The organism is Bartonella sp. ML69XJBT (genome assembly GCF_028618515.1).
Taxonomy (GTDB): domain Bacteria; phylum Pseudomonadota; class Alphaproteobacteria; order Rhizobiales; family Rhizobiaceae; genus Bartonella.
This window is the reverse complement of record NZ_JAQITB010000004.1, coordinates 91,208-115,315: the sequence shown is the minus strand read 5'-3', so window position 1 is coordinate 115,315 and position 24,108 is coordinate 91,208. Positions and strand designations below refer to the sequence as shown.

Below are 24,108 nucleotides of genomic sequence, written 5' to 3'. Positions count from 1 at the left end.
TTGGTTTGATCTTTTTATCATTTGTGTAGTTAAGATAAGAAAGTGTTTTAGAAGATATTTTTTTATAATTAGTGTTGGTTTTAGTGTTTTGATAGAATTCTGCGATGCATTTTAAATGCGTTTATTATCAAAATTCATTATGTCGATCACTGAATAGAGGGTGTATTGAAAATATAAGAGAGAATCATTTTCTCGCTTTTTTGTTTGCTTGAACGGTACGGAAAGGGAAAGATTGCATACATGATTCCTCGAAGATTTTTGTGAGAAAATACCAGGTGATTCCACTGTATATCGATTCTTTTAAAAGCTTGGTATAGAGAAATAAGCGAAGAGCTTTTTTTAACGATCAGGAGAAGTTTTGTTCATAACTTGCAAACAGTGAAATGATATGGCTTTTACTTATTTTTTAAAGTGGGAGTCCGTGTAGCAAACGTGGAGCATGAGGGGAAAGTCCGGCAGCTTCTTGAATAAGATATTGTTTTATCTTTGGCGTTTGATTGACAATTCCAAGACCGGTATCGCGTAGTATTCGCAAAAAGAGATTATCATTAGAAAAAAGTTTATTAAGCCAGTCATTGCTTAAAGCCATACGTGTGGTTTCAAAACGTCTCCAGCGTTGATAGCGTTCTAAAGCAGTGAGGGAGCCAATATCCAGCCCCAATCGTGCTGTTTCAATAAGAACTTCAGCAAGTGCAGCGCTATCACGTAATCCTAAATTGAGTCCTTGTCCTGCTAGGGGATGAATTGTGTGGGCAGCATCGCCAACTAGAGCAAATCGAGCTTTAATGCATTGACGTGTTAGGGAAAGGTTTAGAGGAAAAGCTTGACGTTCACCATTCCAAGAGAGCTTTCCAAATCGATGACCAATGCGTTTTTCAAGTTCTGTTTCAAAAATAAGAGCATCAGCTTTGAGGTAATATTGCGCGGTTTTATGATCTTCATTCCATACAATGGCTGATCTGTTGCCTTTGAGCGGGAGAAGCGCGAAAGGTCCAGCAGGTAAGAAATGTTGAATTGCTTGTCCGTGATGGGGTTTTTCATGTTCAATGGTGCAGATGATTGCTGTTTGTTTATAGGGATGAGAAAAGTTTTTAAGTCCTGCTTTTGCGCGTAATTGTGAATGTGCTCCATCAGCTGCAATAAGCAATTTCGTTTGCCAGATTTCTTTATTGTTTAAGGTGACAGTTGTATGCTGCTCTTGTTGGTGAAAATCAACAACACACGTGTTTGTAATAACGGGGATATCCAGATCTTTTACACGTTTTTTTAAAGCATTGATGAGTTCGCTATGTTCCACCATAGCTGCAAAGGGTTCATCGGGAGCAATATCTCCTTCAAAAGTTAAAAGAGTTGGTTTAACAGGATCATTTGCGTATGCATCGGTGATGATCATGGAATGAATGGGTTGGGCATAGGGTTCTATAGGTTTCCAACATTGCAATTGTTTTAACATACGAATAGAAGCAGCTGCGAGGGCAATGGTTCGTATATTGGAAGCGGGTATGTCTTGTGGGGAAGCTGCATCAACGATCGTTATTTTCAGTGTAGGGGCTGTTTGCTTGAGTGCTATTGCCAGCGTTAAACCAACAGCCGCTCCCCCCGCAATGAGAAGATCGCATTGCTTTATCGTTTGGTTAGATTTTGTCTTTTTATCGGGTTTTACATTTTTATTAGGATCAGAATACACAACACTTCGTTCCATTGTTGGCAGTTTATTTGTTTTTAAATAAGGATATCTTTTTTTAACATTCTTTTTTCTACAATATTTTAACGTCCTCTTTACTTTAAAGAACTAGGATCTTTGACGTGCACCGATCTGTGAAATAGGTAGGATATTCTTAGGTGTATACCTTTTGATAATCATCCGTGTAATTTACTTCATAGTTTCATTGAGCAAATCGTACCCTGAATATTCTGGTTAATTTTATACTTCTCTATTTGTATACTTAGTTGATGCAAAAGAAAACTGAAATCAAACAGCGATAGCACTCTCTTTTTAATGGGCATGATGTGTTTTAGTATCACCCTTTAAAGGAGAAGGTCTGATGGTCCTACAAAGTAGGAAATTGTTATGATTATGATGGTTAAAACTGTATTAGTATTTTGCGGTCATAATTTTACAACTCTTTAATGTGAAGGTTTTGTATTTGGAATTGAGAGATGCATCAAAGTTCTTCTCCCTATGATTCATTAGAAGCGCAAAAATCTTACAGTTCACGGCTCATTGAAATGTTTTTGCGCCAAATTGGTGTTTTCATTGGGCTTGGACTTTTGGGCTTCATTCTTTTTTGTGTTTTGGCTTTGGCAACGTGGAATGCTGCAGATCCTTCGTTAACGCATGCAAGTACAAATAAAATTACAAATTTTATGGGATGGCCAGGGGCAATTTTTTCAGATTTTGTCATGCAGTTTTTTGGTTTGGCGGGTCTTGGTGTGTTGTTGCCACTGTTATTTTGGTCGTTTCTTTTGTTGGCGCAAAAGAATATTTATAATTTGATTTTTCGCCTTTTTTTGTGGGTGTTATCAACAATTTGTTTTTTAATTTCTTTTGCCCTTATGACCCCTGTTGCTTCTTTTACATATTGGCCATTGCCTATGGGCTTGGGTGGGGTTTTGGGCGATAAAGTTTTAAGTGTTGTTTATTCTATTTTTCCTGTTTTTCTTTCTCCTGTTCAGAATGTACTGTTGGGGTTTGTTGTGCTTGTTTTGGGTTTTTTCATGGCTGCTTTTGCGGGTAATGTAGTATGGCGGCGCCAGAGAAAGAAAAGAAAAGTAAAAAATATCCACAAAAACGAAACTGTTGATCCTCTCTTCGATGTATTAGAAGATACAGAACAGGGAGCAGAGAGGGTGCACCATGGTTTTTTTGTGACAACTTTGGGTGCTGTTTTCCATCTTTTTTATTTTTTACAAGCGCGTTTTTTTCGCCTTTTTTCTCGAAAAAGTCGCTCTAAGAGACAAGAAAAGTCTTTGGATCGCATTGAACCAATTTTTGGCGATGAAAAAACAAAATATCAAGAAAATCAGAAGAAGGCGTCTATTTCTCCTGTTAAAAGCCGTGTTGTGAAACCTTTAACGGCTTCTTCAAATGGTGGTTTTCTTCTTCCACATTTAGATTATCTTTCGGTTCCACCACCGTCTGTTCGAGATGCAAAACTTTCTCCTGCTGTCTTAAAAGTCAATTCTCAGGAACTTGAGAGGGTCTTGTTAGATTTTGGTGTTAAGGGAAGAATTATTGATGCGCGCCCTGGTCCTGTGGTCACTTTGTATGAATTTGAACCAGCAGCCGGTATTAAGTCTTCCCGTATTATTGGTTTGGCAGATGATATTGCACGTTCAATGCGTGCCATTTCAGCGCGTGTTGCTGTGGTACCAGGACGTAATGTCATTGGCATAGAATTGCCCAATGCGAAGCGTGAGATGGTTTATTTACGAGAAATGTTACAAGCGCAAGAATTTGTTGAGAGCAAAGCAAAACTGGGACTTGCTTTGGGTAAGACAATCGGGGGTGAGACGGTTATCGCAGATTTAGCAAAAATGCCACATCTTTTGGTGGCAGGTACAACGGGATCAGGAAAGTCTGTTGCCATTAATACCATGATTTTATCACTTCTTTACCGTATGACACCTGAACAATGCCGCCTCATCATGGTGGATCCGAAAATGCTTGAACTTTCGGTTTATGATGGCATTCCTCATTTGTTAACACCTGTGGTGACAGATCCGAAAAAAGCAGTGATTGCGCTGAAATGGGCTGTTCGTGAAATGGAAGAACGTTACAGCAAAATGTCTAAACTGAGCGTTCGTAATATTGATGGATTTAATGCACGTCTTAAGGAGGCAAAAAATCAAGGGGAAACAATGACGCGTACAGTTCAAGTGGGATTTGATCATGAGACTGGTGAGCCCCTTTATGAAACGGAAACACTTGATTTTAGTCCTATGCCCTATATTGTTGTTATTATTGATGAAATGGCTGATTTAATGATGGTTGCCGGCAAAGATATTGAAGGAGCAGTTCAACGTTTGGCACAAATGGCACGTGCTGCTGGTATCCATGTCATTATGGCAACACAGCGTCCTTCGGTGGATGTGATTACGGGGACTATTAAAGCTAATTTTCCAACACGCATTTCTTTTTCTGTCAGTTCAAAAATCGACAGTCGAACAATTCTTGGCGAACAGGGTGCTGAGCAGTTGTTAGGACAAGGCGATATGCTGTTCATGATGGGCGGAGGACGTGTCCAGCGTGTTCATGGACCTTTTGTGGCTGATGATGAAGTGGAGCAGGTTGTCATGCATCTCAAAGCACAAGCCCTTCCTGATTATTTAGAGACCATTACTCAAGAGACCGCAGAAAATGAGGCGGATGCATCGTTGACTTCTTCTTGTGCAGATGATCCTTATAGCCAAGCTGTTGCAGTTGTTCTACGTGATCGTAAAGCTTCAACTTCTTATATTCAACGCCGTCTAGGAATTGGTTATAACCGTGCGGCTTCATTGATTGAACGGATGGAAGAAGAAGGTATTATTAGTGCTGCAAATCATGCGGGGAAACGGGAAATTTTGGTACCTGCTGAAGAAGAACGCTTTTGAGATAAAATCTTGTGATAGTCTTTTAAAATAATACCTTTTTCTTTTAGAGAGGGGATTTATAATCACATAAAGGAAATAGCTGTTGCTTATGAGAATTTATAAAAACGTTTTTTATGACTGAAAAAAGCATTTATGTTCGTAATAATCATGTTTTTTGCTCTTTCATTTTCCGTTGAGCATTGGTTATAATCCATGCTACATTATTCATTGGATGTATGGAAGTAGAGGATATTATTGGGGCGGCACATTATATGGGGAGGGGGAAGTTTTAATGGATTCAGAAACTCAAGGGACGTTGGATTGTTTGGGGAATGTACAGAGAAGATTGGCAAGAAGAGTGCGGATGCATCGGTGAGTTCTTCTTGTGCAGATGATCCTTATAGTCAAGCGGTTGCCATTGTTCTTCGTGATCGTAAAGCTTCAACTTCTTATCTTCAAGGCCGTTTAGGAATTGACTATAACCGTGCTGCTTCATGGATTGAGCGGATGGAAGAAGAAGGTATTATTAGTGCTGCAAATCATATGGGAAAACGGGAAGTTTTGGTGACTGCCCCAAAAGAACGCTTTTGAAATAAATCTTTTGATAGTCTTTTAAAACAATATCTTTTTCTTTTAGAGAAGGGTATTTATTGACACCTTCATGATAAAACGAATGTGTATTGCTTGGGAGCATTGTTTATGAAAACGTCTTTTTTGCAACAAAGAGGAAGCTTTAGGTTTGTTGGAATTATTGTCTTTTTGTGCTTAACTTTTCCTGCTTTTTCGCAATCATACAATAAAGTGGCTTCCAATAAGGTAGCAAGGGCGCAGAATGTTGTGAATTATTTTGCAGCAATTAAAACAATGACAGGGGATTTTATTCAGTTTAGTCCGAAAGGAAAAATGTCTCAGGGAACGTTTTATTTAGAGCGTCCAGGAAAAATTCGTTTTATTTATAAAAAAATACCTTTACAGATCATTGTAGATGGACAATTCATAGGAATTAATAATCGTGCACTGAATACTTGGAACTTTTCACAACTTTCTCAAACGCCAATGAAGTTTCTGTTAGACGATAAAATTAATATATCATCAGGGCGTTTGTTGGCATTTCGTGAAGATCCAGGCGCAGTGACAATTGTTCTGCGGGATAAAAGCATGGGAGCAGGGCAAATAAGAATGGTTTTTGATTCTAAAAACGCGGCTTTACGGCAATGGACAATTGTTGATCAGCAAAATTTGGAGACCACTGTTCAAGTCATGAATGTACGCACCGGCGTTAGATTCGCTGATGGGATGTTTACACTTCCCTCGAATAAATAGTGCGTTGTACCTCATTGGAATTGAAACAGATGGTCTTTCGTATTGCAACTTGGAATATTAATTCTATCCGTTTGCGTCTTGCACAGGTTTTGCAGTATTTGCAACTCTTTTCTATTGATATTTTATGTTTACAGGAAACAAAATGCCCGGATGCTTTATTTCCAGTGGAGGCTTTTAAAGCAGCCGGATATAAGTATATCCTATTGAGTGGACAAAAATCTTACAACGGCGTGGCAATTGTTTCGCGTTTGCCTTTTAAAAAGGTGGAAAAGCGTTCCTTTTGTCAAAAACAAGATTGTCGTTATCTTTCGGTCATTGTTGAAGCTTATGGCAAAAGCATGCGGATTCATAATTTTTATGTTCCTGCAGGGGGAGATGTGCCTGACGCTAAGGTGAATGAAAAATTCCGTCATAAACTTGACTTTTTAGAAGAAATGTCTGCTATTCGCGCTGATCAAGGAGATGGTCTTTCTTCTCTTTTGCTGGGTGATTTGAATATTGCTCCTTTGGCAGAGGATGTGTGGTCTCATCAACAGTTGTTGAAGGTCGTAAGTCATACCCCCATTGAAACGGAACGGTTACAAGCCTTATGCCATCAAGGTGGGTGGGTGGATCTTATGCGTATGCATATTCCTGTTCCTGCTAAGCTTTACACATGGTGGAGTTATCGTGCACGCGATTGGGCACTTGCTGATCGGGGACGGCGGCTTGACCATATCTGGTCTTCTCCAGATTTAGCTCCGTTTGTTGCGGATCTTTCCATTTTTCGTGATGCACGGGGCTGGAAACAACCTTCAGATCATGTTCCAGTACAAACTGTATTTGATTTTTCACGCCAATTTTGAAATAACAAGTAAATAAAATATTAATATTATTATTGATTCTGAAGAAATATGGGAGACTAGATGTATATCAGAAATCTCAAAGGGGTTATTTCTAACAGATTACTCTATAGTGTTTTATTGTGTTTTTTTATATTATCAGGATGTATGGTTGGTCCTAATTACCGTAAAACATCTTTTCGTGTTCCAGAAAATTGGGGACAACAGTCTGGGCAGATTTCAGGGCGTACGGTTACTCTTGCTGGATGGTGGCGGCGTTTAAATGATCCTGTTTTGAATGCATTAATTAATGAGGCAATTTCTGGAAATAATAGTATTGCTGTTGCCAAGGCACGAATTCGTGAGGCGCGTGCTAGTTTAGAGCAAACGGTTGGATCTCTTTTGCCAAGTATGACAAATTCATTTTCAGGAACGCGTAATAGTGGCGGATCTGTTACGGTTTTAAACAAAAATTTCAACCAATATCATAATGGTTTTGATGCGAGCTGGGAGCTTGATTTTTTTGGTGGACACAAGCGAGCAGTTGAAGCTGCACGTTATAGCTTTGAAGCAACTGTGGAAGATATGCGTGATACCATGGTAGTGCTTTTGGGAGATGTGGCAACAAATTATGTTCAAGTCCGTGGGTGGCAACAAAAGTTGTTGATTGTACGGGAAATTGCTGCATCACAGCGTAAAACATACGAATTAATACGGAGCAAATTAACGGCTGGTGATGCTTCAGAGCTTGATGTTTCAAATGCAGAGGCACAAGTGGCCAATACAGAAGCAGATATATCACAGATGGAAGCGAATTTGTCTATGAGCATTCATCGCCTTTCTGTTTTAATTGGGCGTGTGCCTACAGCTTTGCAGGATCTTTTACAGAAAAATGCCAAACATGCCAAAATTCCGCAACCAAAATGGCCAATACCAGCAGGAATTCCAGCGGATATTTTGTTAACCCGTCCGGATTTGCGACGGGTTGAGCGCCAATATGCACAAGCAACAGCACGTATTGGTCAACGTGAAGCAGATCTCTATCCATCACTTACTTTAACCGGTAGTATTTCGACAGCAGCAGAGACAATTAATCAATTATGGAAGGCTTCAACGATTGGCTGGTCTTTTGGACCAGGTCTTCGTTTGCCTTTGTTTAATGGGGGGCAGATTATGGCTTCTGTGGCGGTTGCACGTGCACAGCGTGATCAGGCTTTCGTTGCGTATCGGGCTGCTGTGTTGACAGCGTTAGAAGATGTGGAAAATGCGTTGGTAAGATTGACCAAAGAACATCAGCGTTTAGAAAAGTTGATCGTTGCAAATAAGGCTTCTTGGCGTTCTTTACAACTTTCACGCAGCCTGTTTGAAAATGGAAATACCAGTTTTCTTGAATTGTTAAATGCTAATCGCTCTTATTATTCTGCGCAAATAGCGCTTAACGATAGTCGTATTACTTTGGTTACTCAATATATCGCGCTGATGAAGGCGTTGGGTGGTGGATGGGATGGTGTTGTTGATGTGTCACGTCCAGAAGTTGTTGATGGTGTACCACGTACGCGTACAAAGGTAGGGAAATGAAAAAAGGTTTCATCAAAAATTTCATTATAAAACGTAAAAAACTGTCTTTCTTTTTAACTGTTATATTCCTTATCATCTTATTATGGTTGCGTTCTGTTTTTTTTGGAACATCAACACCAGTTTATATGACAGCAGTGGTGAAGCGTGGTGATATCGAGGAAAGTGTTTTGGCTTCTGGTCTTGTGCGCCCTTATCGGTTGGTGGCTGTTGGTGCACGTGCAACGGGGCGTGTGGTATCTATGCGTGTTGTTCCTGGTAGTGTTGTCAAAGAAGGTGATCTTTTAGCGGAAATTGATCCTACAGACCAGGAAAATGATCTGAAAAGAAAAAAGGCAGCATTATCGCATTATTATGCGAATTTAGTGGAACAAGAAGCTTACCTTTCCCTTGCACAGAAAAATTTAGAGCGTCAGAAAGAAATGATCAAGTCACATGCGACTTCACGGGCAAATCTCGATGATGCTACAACACAAGTAAAAATACGCGAGGCGCAAATTGCTCAGCTCCGCCAGCAAATTGTACAAGCACAAATTGATGTAGATAGTGCAGAGGTCAATTTAGGATATACCAGAGTGACGGCTCCTTCAGCGGGAACAGTGTTAGCAACCGTTGTGGAGGAAGGGCAAAATGTTAATGCGGTTCAGTCAGCACCAACGATTGTTATTTTGGGTGATTTGTCAAAAATGACAATAAAAGCACAAATTTCAGAAGCTGATATTTTGAAAGTTCATGCAGGACAACCTTTGTATTTTACGGTTTTGGGCAATTCACAACGTCGTTATGAGGGGGTGTTAGAAAGGGTAGATCCGGCTCCTGAGGAAATTCGCGCTGATGTGAGTATTAATCCTGGTATGGTGGGAGGGTCGAGCGCTCTGATATCATCGGCTATCTATTATAATGGGGTGGTGCATGTGGATAATGCCGATAATTTTTTGCGGACCTATATGACGGCACAAGTTCATATTATCTTAGGGCGAGCTCAGAACGTTTTGTTGGCTCCAAGTGATGCTTTGCGGGATGAGACAAAAGAACGTACAGCATGGGTCTCTGTCTTGGAAGAGAAAGATAAAGTGGTGGCAAAACAAGTGACCGTGGGGCTTAATAATAAAGTGATGGCAGAGATTGTTTCAGGGCTTAAGGAGGGGGATGTGGTTATCACAGGTTCGAGTGATGGAGTGATGCCAAATATTCCTGGTGAACATAATGAAGATGAGAGCTAAAGCATGAAAGCAGAGCAAGCAGAAGCTGTCCTCGTTTTAGAAAATGTTGTGCGCGAGTTTCCCACCGGTGAGACATTTGTTACTATTTTGAAAGATATCAATCTTACCATTAAGCGTGGTGAAATGGTGGCGATTGTGGGCGCTTCGGGTTCAGGAAAATCCACCTTGATGAATATTTTGGGTTGTCTTGATCGACCAAGTTCTGGCCGTTATTGGATTTCAGGAAAAGAAACAGCTATCCTTTCTGCTGATGAATTGTCCGCTTTGCGGCGCAATCATTTTGGATTTATTTTCCAGCGCTATCATCTGCTTAATGAATTAACGGCGCTTGGCAATGTTGAAATTCCAGCTATTTATGCAGGATGTGCACCAAGTTTAAGAAAAAAACGTGCAGGGGAGCTTTTAAAACGCTTAGGCATGGGAGATCGGATAAATCATCGTCCCAATCAACTCTCAGGTGGTCAACAACAACGTGTCTCTATTGCTCGTGCCCTGATGAATAATGCAGAGGTCATTCTTGCTGATGAACCAACCGGTGCATTAGATAAACAGAGTGGTCAAGAAGTGTTGCGTATTTTAGATGAGCTTCATCAAGAAGGACGCACCATTATCATCGTAACGCATGATATGCAGATAGCTGAAAGAGCAGAGCGTATTATCGAACTCAGTGATGGTGAAATTATTGCGGACAATGTGTCAAAGGGTGCGAAAACAAAAAGAAATACCCAATCTCTTCAGGAAAAACAAAATCTAAAAGAGCAAAAAACAATGGGGGTTTTTCGTTCTTTTGCTGAACGGTTTCGTGAGGCATTTGTGATGGCCTTGTTGGCAATGAACGCCCACCGAATGCGAACTTTTTTGACAATGCTCGGGGTGATTATCGGTATTGGCGCGATTATTGCTATGGTGGCTTTGGGTAATGGTACGCGGGAAAAAATTATGGACAATTTTAAAAGTCTGGGTTCCAGTACATTAACTATTTTGCCGGGGAAAAGCCTCTCTGATCCACAAGCAGACAAAATAACAAGTTTGGTGGAAGCAGATGCAGAAGCTTTTTCGGGATTACCCTATGTTGCTGGTGTAACACCTCAACTTTCAACAAGCTCTATTGTACGTTCTGGTGCCGTTAAAGCCAATGCTGTTATTGCTGGGGTGGGAGAACAATATTTTCAGACACAAGGACTTAAAGCTGTTCAAGGGAGATTGTTTGATCGGAATAGTGTGCGTGAGAGAGCTGTGGATCTGGTGATCGAAAAAGAAGCAGTTGCTGTACTTTTTCCTCATAGTCGTGAGAGTCCCATTGGAAAAGTCGTTCATGTGGGAAGTGTTCCTGTACGTATTGTTGGGGTGGTCGATCCGCAACATATGGGAGGAGGCATTTCAAGTACGTTGCAGATGTATTTGCCTTATACAACCGTGCAAACGCGTTTACTTGGAACGACACAAGTTCGGGCAATTACGATTAAAATTGCTGATAATGTCGATTCACATTTAGCAGAAAAGATGGTAAAACGCTTTCTTACTATGCGCCATGGTGGAGAAGATTTCTTCATTCGAAATTCAGAGTTCTTTCGTGAGCGTATCATGGAAAGTACGCATATCTTAACGCTTTTAGTCTCTTCTATTGCTGCTATCTCATTGATTGTGGGTGGTATTGGAGTGATGAATATTATGCTCGTCACTGTTTCTGAGCGAATTAATGAAATTGGGGTGCGTATGGCAGTGGGCGCGCGCCAAAGTGATATTTTGCAGCAATTTCTCATTGAAGCAGTTTTGGTTTGTGTTATTGGCGGTGGTTTGGGAATCCTCTTTGGGCTTTCTATCGGTGGTTTGTTTTTGCTCTTTAAGGCGCCTATCCACTTGGTTTATACAATGGATTCAATTATCATATCTCTTACTTTTTCAACTCTCATTGGGATATGTTTTGGCTTTTCGCCCGCACGACAAGCTTCACGGCTTGATCCTGTTGTTGCTCTTTCACGTGATTAAGTTTTAGCAATTATTACGAATATGATTGTGGCGCGTTCGTATGGGAAAGTCATTCAAGGCTATGAATGAGGGGTGTGAGGCTATATGGAGTATTCCACTTTAATAAAATAATGAGCATGAGGGAGATGTCTTGATTTTGCCTCTGATTAAACGGTCGTTAATTGAGGTGTATTTGTTGTTATGCTTTTTGCTTGGATGAAGTACTCATGGGAGAAGCATTTGAGTAAAAAGAACGTGAATGGGCAAAATATTTGTTAAGTTCTTCTCAAGAGGTTTTCTGTGGTGCATGATATACTGCTAGAAAAGAGCAAAAAATGGCTTGTAGAATGATGTGCAGATTAGTTTTCTGTTTTTACTTTGCGCAATATTTATCAGTGTGGTTGAGTGCACTAAAAAAAGCGTGAAGTTATTCAGGTAAGGCACTAAGTTTATACTGTAAACCATTTTGTTAAAAAGATATAACCTATAGCCATACAGATTTGACACATTAGTGTGTAAAATCTATGAGATTTTGAGCTTGAAGAGGAGATTCCACTCTTTTGCTGATAAGTAAAGTTTTCTCGATTTATTTTGCTGAGAAACTATTCCATTGTAAATAATTGAGTGTATACAGTCTAAAGTCTTTTGGATAGAACAATAGGCATTGACGGAACTATTTAGACTCGATAATTGAAGATTTTTTAACGGGGTGAAATATGACAACGCTACAGTCGCTTTTACAGACATATCATGATGAAGCGCGTAGCGAACGAGATAAGGGGACGTATTTTGAGCGTTTTGCTCTTGCTTATCTGACACATGATCCTCTCCAATCTGTTCAGTATGAAAAAGTTCAGACCTTTAAAGATTGGGCTCATGAAAATGGCTGGGATGGTGGTGATACCGGTATTGATCTTGTGGCAAAGCTTCGTCATGAAGATGGTTTTGCAGCAATCCAATGTAAATTTTATGATGCAGCCTATCGGATTAAAAAAGCAGATATTGATAGTTTTATTTCAGCATCAGGGAAAAAACCATTTAAGCGGCGCGTAGTTATAGATAGTACAATAACTGCTTGGAGTGAAAATGCGGAAACTATGATACGGGGGCAGGATATTCCTGTTACACGAATTGGTCTTTCCGATATGCAACAAAGTCCGATTCGTTGGGAGACTTTTGCAGCCAAAGGCAAAATTGTCCTGGAAGATAAAAAGAAACTCCGTCCACATCAGCTGGAAGCATTACGTTTTGTGCGTGCTGGGCTTGCTGAGGCAGATCGGGGTAAGCTCATTATGGCTTGTGGTACCGGTAAGACATTTACCAGTCTTAAGATTGCTGAGGATTTAGCCGGTCAAGGCAAGTTTGTCTTGTTTCTTGTACCTTCCTTGGCACTGATGTCACAAACGGTGCGTGAGTGGACAACGGATGCTGAAATTGATTTACGTTCTTTTGCTGTATGTTCCGATACACAAGTGGGAAAGCGTCGTAAAAATACGCATGATGTTGCTGAAATTGATGTGTTTGATCTTGCTTTTCCGGCGACAACCGATGCGGCAAAACTTGCAGAACAGGCAAAGAATAGTGTTGCAGATAAGATGAGCGTGGTGTTTGCAACCTATCAATCTCTTCAGGTGGTTTCTGATGCGCAGAAAAATTATGGTTTCCCAACATTTGATCTTATCATTTGTGATGAGGCGCACCGTACAACAGGTGCAACGCTGGTGGGAGAGGATGAATCCAATTTTGTTAAGGTGCATTCCAACGATATTATTCGTGCCAAGAAACGTCTTTATATGACAGCGACACCACGCATTTTTGGTGATAATGTAAAAAGTCGTGCACATGAAGTGAATGCCGTTCTTGCTTCGATGGATGATGAAAAGCTGTTTGGCAAAACACTTTTTTATCGGGGTTTTTCTTGGGCTGTACAAAATAATCTTTTAACGGACTATAAGGTTATTGTTTTAGCAATGGATGAAAAACTAGTAAGTTCCGCTGTTCAAAAGCGTCTTAGTGATGACAAGTCTGAGCTTGTTTTGGATGATGCCACGAAAATTATCGGCTGTTATAAGGCGCTGACAAAACAAGATATCAAGCCTGATATTGGCACGGATCTCTATCCCATGCATCGTGCTTTGGCGTTTTGTAAAACTATTCAAAGTTCTAAAGTAGTTCGCGATGAATTTTCTGCGGTTGTTAAAGAGTATCTTGAGTATACGAAAGAGAACATCGAAAAAGAGCCATTTTTGAAATGTGAAGTGGAACATGTTGATGGCACTTTCAATGCCAAAGATCGTGGTGCTCTTCTTGATTGGTTAAAAGCTGAGAGCGGGGATGATGTTTGTCGTATTTTGACCAATGCTCGTTGTTTGTCTGAAGGGGTCGATGTTCCAGCTCTTGATGCTATCATGTTTTTAAATCCACGCAAGAGTCAGATTGATGTTGTCCAATCGGTTGGACGGGTGATGCGTCGCTCTGAGGGTAAAAAGATGGGGTATGTTATTCTGCCAATAGGCATTCCCTCTGGGATTCCAGTGGAACAAGCTTTGAATAACAATGAAAAATATCGGGTTGTTTGGCAAATTTTAAATGCTTTGCGTGCGCATGATGATCGTTTTGATGCGACAATTAATAAGGCATCTCTAGGGCAAGATATCAGCAATGTGATTGAGATTATTGGTGTCACTCAGAGTACTGAGTTAAAGGCTGTTACGGCTGTTGTAGACAACCTTCCTGTTCGCTCACAACCTGCACACTCGAGCATTGGAACATCGGAGCGTGATCGTGTTATTACAGATCAAGGTCAAGGGGAACTTTCTTTTCCTGTGGATGAGCTTTCGCGTGCCATCATGGCAAAGATCGTCAAAAAATGTGGTACGCGTGATTATTGGGAAGATTGGGCGAGCAATATTGCGGAAATTGCTAAGAATCATATCACGCGCTTAACAGCTATTCTCGCTGCACCAGATACTAAGGCGCGTCAAGCCTTTAACAGATTTTTAGCAGAATTGCGTGATGACTTAAACGATAACATCACAGAGGCTGATGCGGTTGAGATGCTGGCACAGCATATCATCACCCGTCCTGTTTTTCAGGTGTTGTTTGAAGGTTATCAATTTACGCATGAGAACCCTGTCTCGCGTGCTATGCAGTGTATGCTTGATGTGCTTGATGAAGCAAATCTTGATAAGGAATCCAAAGATCTTGAGAAATTTTACGCAAGTGTAAAATTACGAGCAAGTGGCATTACCGATCCAGCAGCAAAGCAGAGGTTGATTATAGAGCTTTACGATAAATTTTTCCGTTATGCTTTTCCACGCACAGTAGAAAAATTGGGCATTGTTTATACTCCCGTTGAGATTGTGGATTTTATTCTTCACTCTGTTAATGATGTTTTACAGGCTGAATTTGGCCAAACACTTGGCTCACCTGGTATTCACATCATGGATCCCTTTACAGGAACAGGGACTTTTATCACGCGGCTTTTACAATCGGGTTTGATCACAGCAGAGGAGATGAAACACAAATTTTGTCATGAAATTCATGCCAATGAAATTGTGCTTTTAGCCTATTATATTGCAGCTATTAATATTGAGACGACTTATCATGGTCTGATGGGGGGCGATTATGTCCCGTTTGAGGGAATTTGTCTCACCGATACATTTCAGCTTTATGAGCAAGATAAAGATCTGATAAGTGATTTGCTGGTGGATAATAGCACCCGCAGGTCGCGCCAGAAAGAACTAGATATTCGTGTTATTGTTGGCAATCCCCCTTATTCTTCTGGACAAAAAAGCGCAAATGACAATGCACAAAATATTGGCTATCCAAAATTGGATTGTCGTATTCGTGAAACTTATGCTGCTCAATCCAAAGCGAGCAATGTTAATGGACTTTATGACAGTTATATTCGTGCTATTCGCTGGGCAAGTGATCGCATAAAAGACTACGGTGTTATTGGTTTTGTGACAAATTCAGGTTTTATCAATGGATATTCTGCGGATAGTTTACGAAAAGAATTAAGTAAAGAGTTTTCAAATATTTATGTTCTCAATTTGCGAGGTGATATTCGTAAAAATATGATGAGTAAAGGGCGTGCGCAAGAAGGGCAAAATGTTTTTGGAAGTGGAAGCATGACAGGAATTGCTGTGACACTGTTTGTTAAAAATCCAAATGTTTCTAAGTCTTGTAAAATTTATTATTATGATATTGGGGATAATCTCACAACAAAAGAGAAACTCTCTGAACTTAAGCGATTGGGCAGTGTTGGTGGTATAAAGCGTGCACGTAGTTGGCAGATGATTACACCAGATGAGCATGGAGATTGGTTGGATCAACGCAACAGTGATTTTGAAAAATTTCTAGCCTTAGGTGACAAGAAGAGCAGTAATAAAAAGCTCTTTAAAACTTTTTCTTGTGGTATAAAAACCAATCGTGATGCTTGGGCACATAATTCAAGTCGTGAAGCTCTAGCCAATAATATGAGCAATATGATTACTTTTTATAACGGTGAAGTAGAGCGTTTTGATGCTGCGTATCTGCATTATGATCGTAAAACACGTATAGGTGCTGTAGACGATTTTGTTAACACGGATGCCAAAAAGATCAGTTGGAGTCGTGGCCTCAAACAACAGTTAGTTAGAGGAAAGGTTTTTGAACTTAAAGAGACATACCTTACTCAGAGTTCATACCGTCCTTTTACACGACAGTGGCTCTATTATAATCGCGCTTTTAATGAAATGATTTACCAAATGCCGCGTATCTTTCCACTAGAAAAAGCTTTTGGAAATAGTGTTATACAAGTTACAGGAGTTGGAGCAAGCAGTGGTTTTTCTGTTCTTATGACTAAGAGTTTGCCTAATCTTGATGCAATGGAGAAAGGCCAATGTTTTCCACGGTATGTTTATGAAAATACTGAATTCTTAGAAGATAAAGAAGAGGATCAGGTTCATTTGTTTGCAAATTTTGCAGAGGAAAGCAAAAAGGTTGGTTTAGAGCGGCGTGATGCACTCACGGATGAAGGGTTGGCATATTTTAAAGCAGCCTATCCTGGTGAAGTGATTACAAAGGATGATTTGTTTTATTATGTTTATGGAATTTTGCATTCTGAGGATTATCGTGTGCGTTATGCACACAACTTGTCTAAAGAATTACCACGGATTCCAACGGTTAAAAAGGTAGAGGATTTTTGGGCTTTTGTGTCAGCGGGGCGAAAGCTTGGTGCTTTGCATATGAATTATGAAGAGGTTGAGCCCTATTCTGTAACCTATAAGCAGGGTGATCCAAGTACTTGGATGATTTCTGATGCGGAGAGTTTTTACCGTGTTGAAGCGATGAAATTTGCAGGTAAGCGCGGTGCTATTGATAAAAGTAGTGTGATTTATAATGCACATATCACGATGCATAATATTCCTCTTGAAGCTTATGATTATATCGTTAACGGTAGGCCTGCTCTTGAATGGGTGATGGAGCGGCAGGTTGTCAAAACGGATAAAGCGAGCGGTATTGTTAATGATGCCAATCGCTATGCTGTTGAGACAGTTGGTAATCCAGCCTATCCTTTGGAATTGTTTCAACGGGTTATTACGGTAAGCTTAGAAACTATGAAAATTGTACGCAGTCTGCCAAAATTGGAAGTGCGAGAAACTGAAAATGTTAAGTTATCTATTGTGCCGTAAAAGGTGAAAACCAGATTCCGTCTTTGCTATCACTTTTTAATTCAGCTTTACGACTTTCAAAAGTCTCTAAAGTAATATCTTTTAAATAATGAAGATTGCTTATTACCTCACGCTTTTGTTTATTGCGTTCTTTAATGGGGTCACGACACTCACGTAAAACAGTCTGCCACCCAGTTGCCAATTCACGGGCTTGTTTTAAAGAGACATCTCTTAAGGGGCACCCAAGCCCATTTCACGACGACGTTTGTGAATGATATAACGGTAAATCCATTGAGCACCTCCATCTTTACGCTTATGAAGAAGCAAGCCAGCACCATCATTATATTTGCCAGCTCTCAATGTTGCGATAGATCTTGCATTAAGACGGTTCATAAGAGCCATTTTTAGTCCTTTCTTATACAAATTTGATCCACACATTCATTCCCACTTTTGATGTGCAAGCGAATGATTTTGATTGATTCAAGATAAGCAGGTTTGAAATGAGAAAATCTTACGTTATTCGGGTCTTTAATTCCATATGAATGATGCTATATTATCATTATAAATCAATATCTTATCAAGCAGTGTCGAGGCAGTGATAAAACACCATTGTTGAGGATGGTTATAGAGGGCTGCTAAAACTTTATATGAGGTATTTTTTAGCCTTGTTGTTAGCATCATAAAACGCTGTTCTTTGAGGTGTGGTGCTATTTTCACTATGAGAATTTTGGGGAGAGTGTGGGGTGATGCCTTAGGTCAATGCGTAGGAGTTTCTCCTTTCCTCGCATGTCACAAGTGAAGTTGGCGTGTTATGGTTTAGGAAAGACGCAAAATGCTTTTTATGTTCTTCACAGATATAAGCTATTGCAACATTACAGGCGGTATCGTTTGAGAGTGCGGTTTGCGCTTTTATGAAAATGTAAAATGGGTTTTATAGCAGTCTGAGGAGTATTATTCTCAAGGGATATCATGCATGGAGCGTTCTGCTTTGCATGAGGGCAGGGCGTGTTTGCCTAGTTTTATGGAGGGGATTGTGTACGTGGTCAGCAGATAGAGCCTATGAAATAAGAAACCGGATTGTTTGCAAACCAGTGGGGGGCAATCTTTGTCTTTTAGGGTAGGGAGGACGTCAATTTAAGCCCTCTTAGAATGAATCAAAATTCTTCCTCTGTATATTAATAATTAAGAAGCGGGATTGTATCTGGATATTGAAGATAACAAAACGCTTGTTATGGATGCTCTTTAGGGCTTGTTGTGACATTTGGGTTGGGAAAGATGGGTTGGTCAATAGTGAGGGTGTTGCTTATCAAGATTTGCAGAAAAACAGTACGTAAAACTTAGAATGCAGTTCTTATATAGACTTGAATTGTTTTGATATATTGAAAGGCAAGAATACGGATTTGATTGATCTGTTGTATGATGCTTTCATCACCGCTCTTTTTAACAGGGTAGGCAATAAAATGAACCTCAGGCATGAGATATTTAAGTTCACGCATTGAACGCCACATGTGGTAATCATGGGTGACAATATAAAGGGTTTTATAGTGGTGTTTTTTGATCCAAGCTGCGCTTTCTTCCGCATTCCCTTTGGTATTTGTGGCTTTGTGGCCAATATCAACACAACAGGTAAAGAGTTGGGGTGTAATGTGTGTGCTATGCATGAAACTCTTTAGATTGGTGGTTGTATTTACGCCACTGATCAAAAGCCGCGAACCTCGCCCCTTTTGCAAGAGATTAAGCCCTGTCTCTATTCGCTTTTCTCCTCCTGTAAGAACAATGATAGCATCTGCTTTTAGCAAAGGATGGGGTGGTTGAAGGCGCTCGGTTTTTTCGGAAAAAATAATAAAACCAATACAGAAAAACAGAACAATGATTAAAAGAATAAGTGCTGTCGGTGGAAAATAGCGAAATAAGCGGCGCCATGGATTACCTATGTTACGCTTTTTCACAGAAAGCTCTGGGGTGTCTTGCATCAGTGAGTTCGGATTATAGGAATCGTGAATCATAATATTAAAAGAGACCGTTTTCGCATTGATCAATTTTTTTAAGTTGTGCAAGAATAGTCATGCGGTTTGTCAACATGGTAAGAAAAGAAACAAAAAGAATAAGACCAATGATTTTTCCATAAGGAAGAGAACTTATGGCAAGGTGTCCAAACAAGGCGGTTATTTGGCTGGCTTCCACTCTCCCTAGATTATAGTTTGTCCAAAAGGCAAAGACAGTAAACAGCAATGCGCTTGTGATACCACCATATAATGCTCCACGCAGTGCAGTTTTAAAAAAATGCCAATCAAATTGTCGTGCAATGAAAAGTGTTTCCGTGCCAAGAAAATATAATACATTGATAATATGTGCATTCTCCGCCAATGCATTGCGTGTGGCAAAGATAACCGTGAGTATCAGTGAGCCTAGAACCAATATTAAAATCGCAAAACCAATAAAAATAGTGGTGTGTGCCATGGTTGCAAAACGACTGACCCAAACACGGTGATCATCAAACTGACCTCCTGGAATTTGTGTTTTGATTGCCTGACTGATAGCACGAAAATCAATTTCTTCATTCTCTTTCAAGGTCACAATGATAAGACGGGGAAGGGGCAATTCATTTATGCTTAAATTCGTTCCAAGCCACGGTTCAAGCAATTTTTCAGTAGCTGTTTGGTCAACAATTTTGGCATCTTCTACACCAGAAAATGTTTTAGCTAATTTAACCGCATTTTGCAGGTTTTTTTCGATATCAATATTTTCAATGGGGCGTATTTGAATGGTTGCTTCATAACTGATTTGATTACTCCAACTGTTCGCAGCACGCTGGACTAAATCAACGCCGATTAAGGTGAGGCTTGAGAGAAATGTCATAATCGCAATCACTGCAACCAATGCTTGTCCAGAAATATTGCTATTGGGAATAATCGCCGTGGTGTTTTTTTGATTGCTTGTAAAAATAGGGAAAGACTTATTCATGAATCGTCATCCGTCCGTTATGGAGAAGCATACGCCGTGCTGCAACCTGTTCCATCAGGGCAATATCATGGGTGGCAATGACGACAGCTGTGCCAAAACGGTTTAATTCAATAAACAAGCGTAGCAGACGTTTTGCTAAAGGTGGATCAACATTGCCTGTCGGTTCATCAGCAAGCAAAATTTCAGGTTGATCAATGAGTGCGCGTGCAATGGCTACCCTTTGTTTTTCTCCGCCAGAAAGAACCGGTGGTAAAACATGAATATGATCTCCAAGACCTACCCAACAGAGAAGATCTTCTACTTCACTGCGATAAGTTGCTTCTTCTTGTCCTTTAATGCGTAAGGGTAAAGACACGTTTTCATAAGTGGTCATGTGATCAAGGAGACGAAAATCTTGAAAGACAACACCAATACGTCTGCGTAATGCAGGAAGCTCTTGCCGGTTGAGTAATGCTGTATCATTGCCAAATAAATCAATGTGACCACGCGTTGGTTTAAGCGCCAAAAACATTAGACGCATCAACGATGTTTTTCCTGCTCCAGAAGCACCAGTGAGAAATTGAAATGAGCCAGGAGGAATATGAAAACTAATATCACGAAGAACCTCTGGGCCCATTCCATAGCGTAGACCAACATTTTCAAAATGAATCACTTTTCGCTACCACTTCTGCTGTTATATTGTATCACTCTCAGCACTTTTACTCCCATTGTTTTTGGCTGTTGGTTTAAGATTATACTCCACACCTTGCAATATTATCCCTCTGTTCTTGAGAAATATTGCTGAATATCATTCATTATATATCTCCTTAATTTTATCTTTATTTATGATTTTAGCAAGAATTCCAAGGTGTTTCTAGCAGAAACATAACAACCGCTATTTCTGTTTTTTTGAGGTTTAGAATTGATCTTGCTTGGTTGGCGGTTGGTAAGATGTTTTGTATCGCTTGCTTTAGATTGTGTTAAAACTCGCTATGGGCATTTTTTATCTTTGCTTGTTTTTCTTTTTTACCAAAAATAACATTGATTTATAAGGATAATTTATTATTTTGAAATTTGAAGGAAAGTTTTGCAGATAGTATATTCATTGTATGCTTTTTTATCATGAGTATAAACTCTTCCATTTGTGCTTCATGGAGAATGCACGTGGGGAACGTTTAAGAAAAGGATAAGAGACTTTTTATGAATTCTCTTAAATAAAAAGGGTATCCGTAATATTTTGCGTTGGCAAAGAGAATAGTTGTACAAGTTGAGTATTTATTGGGGGCTTTAGCAGAAAGGCTAAAGCCCCAACGGGTAGTATTGTGCTAAGCTGTGGTTTCTTTATTTTGGCGATTGGCAATAAGATCATCAACAACTTGTGGTTCGGCAAGGGTTGAAGTATCTCCTAGATTGTCAAAATTATTTTCGGCAATTTTGCGCAAAATACGTCTCATAATTTTTCCTGATCGCGTTTTGGGAAGTTGGGGCGCAAATTGTACTTTATCCAATATGGCAATGGAGCCTATTTCTTTTCTCACATGCTTAATAAGCTCGTTGTGCAACGCTTCACTTGGAGTTGTCCCTTCCATGAGGGTGACAAAACTATAAATTCCTTGTCCTTTAATGGCATGAGGGTAACCAACAACAGCGGCTTCTGAAACAGCAGGATGAGAAACAAGCGCTGATTCAATTTCTGCTGTTCCTAGTCTGTGTCCAGAAACATTGAGAATGTCATCAACCCGCCCTGTAATCCAGTAATAGCCATCGCTATCGCGCCTACAACCATCGCCTGTAAAATATTTGCCTTTATAGGTGGAAAAATAGGTTTCAATAAAACGTTTATGGTCACTATAGAGGGTGCGCATTTGTCCTGGCCATGAGTCAATAATACAAAGATACCCTTCTGCTTCACCTTCCAAAATATTTCCTTGTTCGTCGATGATTTGGAGTTGTACTCCAAAAAAAGGACGTGTGGCGGAGCCTGCTTTAAGCGGTGTTGCGCCAGGAAGGGGGGTGATCATATGTCCTCCTGTTTCTGTTTGCCACCATGTATCAAGAATAGGACAGTGATTGTTTCCAACTGTATGGTAAAACCATTCCCATGCCTCTGGATTAATTGGTTCGCCCACGGTACCTAACAGACGTAGGGATGTTCTTTTTGAGCGTTCAACAAATGAATTTCCTGTTCCCATTAAGGCGCGAATAGCCGTTGGTGCGGTGTAGAATGTATTGACTTGGTGTTTATCAACAATTTCCCAGAATCTACCGTTGTCAGGAAAGGTTGGTGTGCCTTCAAACATTAAAGTGGTAGCGCCATTGCATAAGGGGCCATAAACTAAGTAAGAATGCCCCGTAATCCAACCAATATCAGCAGTGCACCAGTAAATTTCACCAGCATGATAATCAAAAACGTATTTATGGGTCATTGCGGCATAAACAAGATAACCCGCTGTTGTATGCAAAACACCTTTCGGTTTGCCTGTAGAGCCGGAGGTGTAAAGAATAAAAAGGGGATCTTCAGCATTCATTTGTTCTACGGGGCAGTCTGTTTTTGTATGGGGTATTTCCTCATGATACCAAAAATCCCGTCCCTCTACCCAATCAATTGGTCCGCAGGTACGTCGTATGACCATGACTTGGTCCACATGCACGTTTTGGCGGGCTGCAATCTCAATGGCATGGTCAACATTGTCTTTTAAGTTAATTCGTTTGCCACCACGCAAGCCGTGATCAGCGGTGATGATGAAGGTCGACTTACAGTCAACAATGCGTCCTGCTATGGCTTCAGGAGAAAAGCCTGCGAAAATCACTGAATGGACAGCGCCAATGCGGGCACAGGCGAGCATAGCATAGGCTGCTTCGGGAATCATGGTTAAATAAATGGTGACTCTGTCACCTTTTTTAACGCCGTGGTTCTTTAAGATATTGGCAAAACGACAGACATGTTGATGAAGTTCATGATAGGTTATTTTTTTATCATGATAAGGATTATCACCTTCCCAAATGAGGGCAATTTTATCACCATGGTTTTTCAGGTGGCGATCAATGCAATTATAGGCAACATTTGTTATTCCATCCTCGTACCACTGAATCGATACATCATCATTAAAAGACGTGTTTTTTACTTTTGTAAAAGGTTTAAACCATTCAATACATTGTCCATGTTTTGCCCAGAAGCTTTCTGGATTATTGATGCTTTCTTGATACCACTGTTGATAGGTTTCCTCGTTGATGAGAGCAGTTTTTTTTATATCCTCTGGTATTGGATAGATTTTTTCAGACATTAGTTCCCTCTTTTCATATTGTTGGGAAAAATCAGCCACTGTATCCTTTAGGCAAAACTTCTCCGTAAGCTTTTCATTTGGAGAGTAGATTAAATGACAAAAATTGGAATAGTCAATTTTTAAAATCTGATATGATGATATTGCAGAGAATATTTTATGCTGTTTTTGGGTGCTTCAATGTGGAAAAGTGTATTATATTATAGAACTTTTTATAGGCGCATAAAAAATGAGAGTTTTTAAAATAGTCTAAAAAAGAGAGATGAAGGCGCTTTATCGCTTTGAATGTTTTTATGTCTTGTATTCTCTTGTTTCGAAAAGAAATATTGTTACGATATTAATATAAACCAAAGTATCTACGCAAAAAATCAGAGATAAAGAACATGATAACTGACGTTAATGCCATTAGAATAGACAATTTCCACCCCATACCACTGAGTACTTTAAAAGGAATGGCAATTATAGGAGTCATTATAATGAGCATAAAAAATAGTCTTACAATTTCAGAATAAATATCCATTATAACAAAATCCTAGTTATACTATATGAGATTAGTAGATACCTCTAAAAATTATTTTTTTCAGTGTTATCGCAACTCATCTAATAAAGATTAGTATAAACCAAAGTACCTACACAAACTATCCAAAATAAGGAGCACAACTCCTCCCGATAATGATGTTATGATAGCTAACTTCCAACTCTGACCACAGCATACTTTGATAATAGTAGTATAGAGAGAGAC

General features: G+C 39.8%; 12 protein-coding genes and 2 pseudogenes. 8 read left to right on the top strand and 6 right to left on the bottom strand.

Translation table 11 applies throughout. The annotated features are described in order from the left end of the window. Positions 1-406: 406 nt before the first annotated feature. A complete protein-coding gene (locus PVV68_RS02560; protein WP_273720662.1) occupies positions 407-1,687 on the bottom strand; it encodes a ubiquinone biosynthesis hydroxylase in 1,281 nt (426 codons plus the stop codon). Positions 1,688-2,160: 473 nt separating this feature from the next. Here PVV68_RS02560 and PVV68_RS02555 point away from each other — a divergent pair, with 473 nt between their 5' ends. The 8 genes and pseudogenes from PVV68_RS02555 to PVV68_RS02520 all read left to right on the top strand — a co-directional run bounded on the left by PVV68_RS02555 (position 2,161) and on the right by PVV68_RS02520 (position 17,163). Next, positions 2,161-4,596, top strand: a complete 2,436-nt coding sequence (locus PVV68_RS02555; protein ID WP_273720602.1) for a DNA translocase FtsK — start codon at positions 2,161-2,163, stop codon at positions 4,594-4,596. Positions 4,597-4,944: 348 nt separating this feature from the next. Then, a pseudogene (locus tag PVV68_RS02550) lies at positions 4,945-5,166 on the top strand (DNA translocase FtsK); the annotation flags it as partial. A gap of 108 nt (positions 5,167-5,274) precedes the next feature. Then, complete coding sequence (locus PVV68_RS02545) at positions 5,275-5,898, top strand: outer-membrane lipoprotein carrier protein LolA (protein ID WP_273720603.1); 624 nt, start codon at positions 5,275-5,277, stop codon at positions 5,896-5,898. A gap of 29 nt (positions 5,899-5,927) precedes the next feature. After that, positions 5,928-6,743 (top strand): exodeoxyribonuclease III, encoded by an 816-nt coding sequence (locus tag PVV68_RS02540; protein ID WP_273720604.1) that lies wholly within the window; start codon positions 5,928-5,930, stop codon positions 6,741-6,743. A gap of 60 nt (positions 6,744-6,803) precedes the next feature. Continuing rightward, entirely contained in the window at positions 6,804-8,297 is a 1,494-nt protein-coding gene (locus tag PVV68_RS02535) for an efflux transporter outer membrane subunit (RefSeq protein WP_273720605.1), read from the top strand. Then, complete coding sequence (locus PVV68_RS02530; protein ID WP_273720606.1) at positions 8,294-9,517, top strand: efflux RND transporter periplasmic adaptor subunit; 1,224 nt, start codon at positions 8,294-8,296, stop codon at positions 9,515-9,517. Before PVV68_RS02535 ends, PVV68_RS02530 begins: the two co-directional genes overlap by 4 nt. 3 nt (positions 9,518-9,520) lie before the next feature. Further along, positions 9,521-11,506, top strand: a complete 1,986-nt coding sequence (locus tag PVV68_RS02525) for a MacB family efflux pump subunit (protein ID WP_273782640.1) — start codon at positions 9,521-9,523, stop codon at positions 11,504-11,506. A gap of 695 nt (positions 11,507-12,201) precedes the next feature. Further along, the gene (locus PVV68_RS02520) at positions 12,202-17,163 is read left to right on the top strand and encodes a type ISP restriction/modification enzyme (protein ID WP_273782638.1); all 4,962 of its coding nucleotides are present in this window, start codon (positions 12,202-12,204) and stop codon (positions 17,161-17,163) included. 1 nt (position 17,164) lies between these two features. Here PVV68_RS02520 and PVV68_RS02515 read toward each other — a convergent pair. The 5 genes and pseudogenes from PVV68_RS02515 to acs all read right to left on the bottom strand — a co-directional run. Beyond that, positions 17,165-17,544 (bottom strand): annotated as a pseudogene (locus PVV68_RS02515) (Arm DNA-binding domain-containing protein); the annotation flags it as partial. Positions 17,545-18,479: 935 nt separating this feature from the next. Beyond that, a complete protein-coding gene (locus tag PVV68_RS02510) occupies positions 18,480-19,148 on the bottom strand; it encodes a YdcF family protein (protein WP_273720609.1) in 669 nt (222 codons plus the stop codon). 4 nt (positions 19,149-19,152) lie between these two features. Next, a complete protein-coding gene (locus PVV68_RS02505; RefSeq protein WP_273720610.1) occupies positions 19,153-20,106 on the bottom strand; it encodes an ABC transporter permease in 954 nt (317 codons plus the stop codon). Beyond that, positions 20,099-20,758 carry a cell division ATP-binding protein FtsE gene (gene ftsE / locus PVV68_RS02500; RefSeq protein WP_273720611.1) on the bottom strand — a complete coding sequence of 220 codons (660 nt, stop codon included), beginning with the start codon at positions 20,756-20,758 and terminating at the stop codon, positions 20,099-20,101. Before ftsE ends, PVV68_RS02505 begins: the two co-directional genes overlap by 8 nt. A 652-nt stretch (positions 20,759-21,410) precedes the next feature. Continuing rightward, positions 21,411-23,369, bottom strand: a complete 1,959-nt coding sequence (gene acs, locus PVV68_RS02495) for an acetate--CoA ligase (RefSeq protein ID WP_273720612.1) — start codon at positions 23,367-23,369, stop codon at positions 21,411-21,413. Between the last annotated feature and the right edge of the window lie 739 nt (positions 23,370-24,108).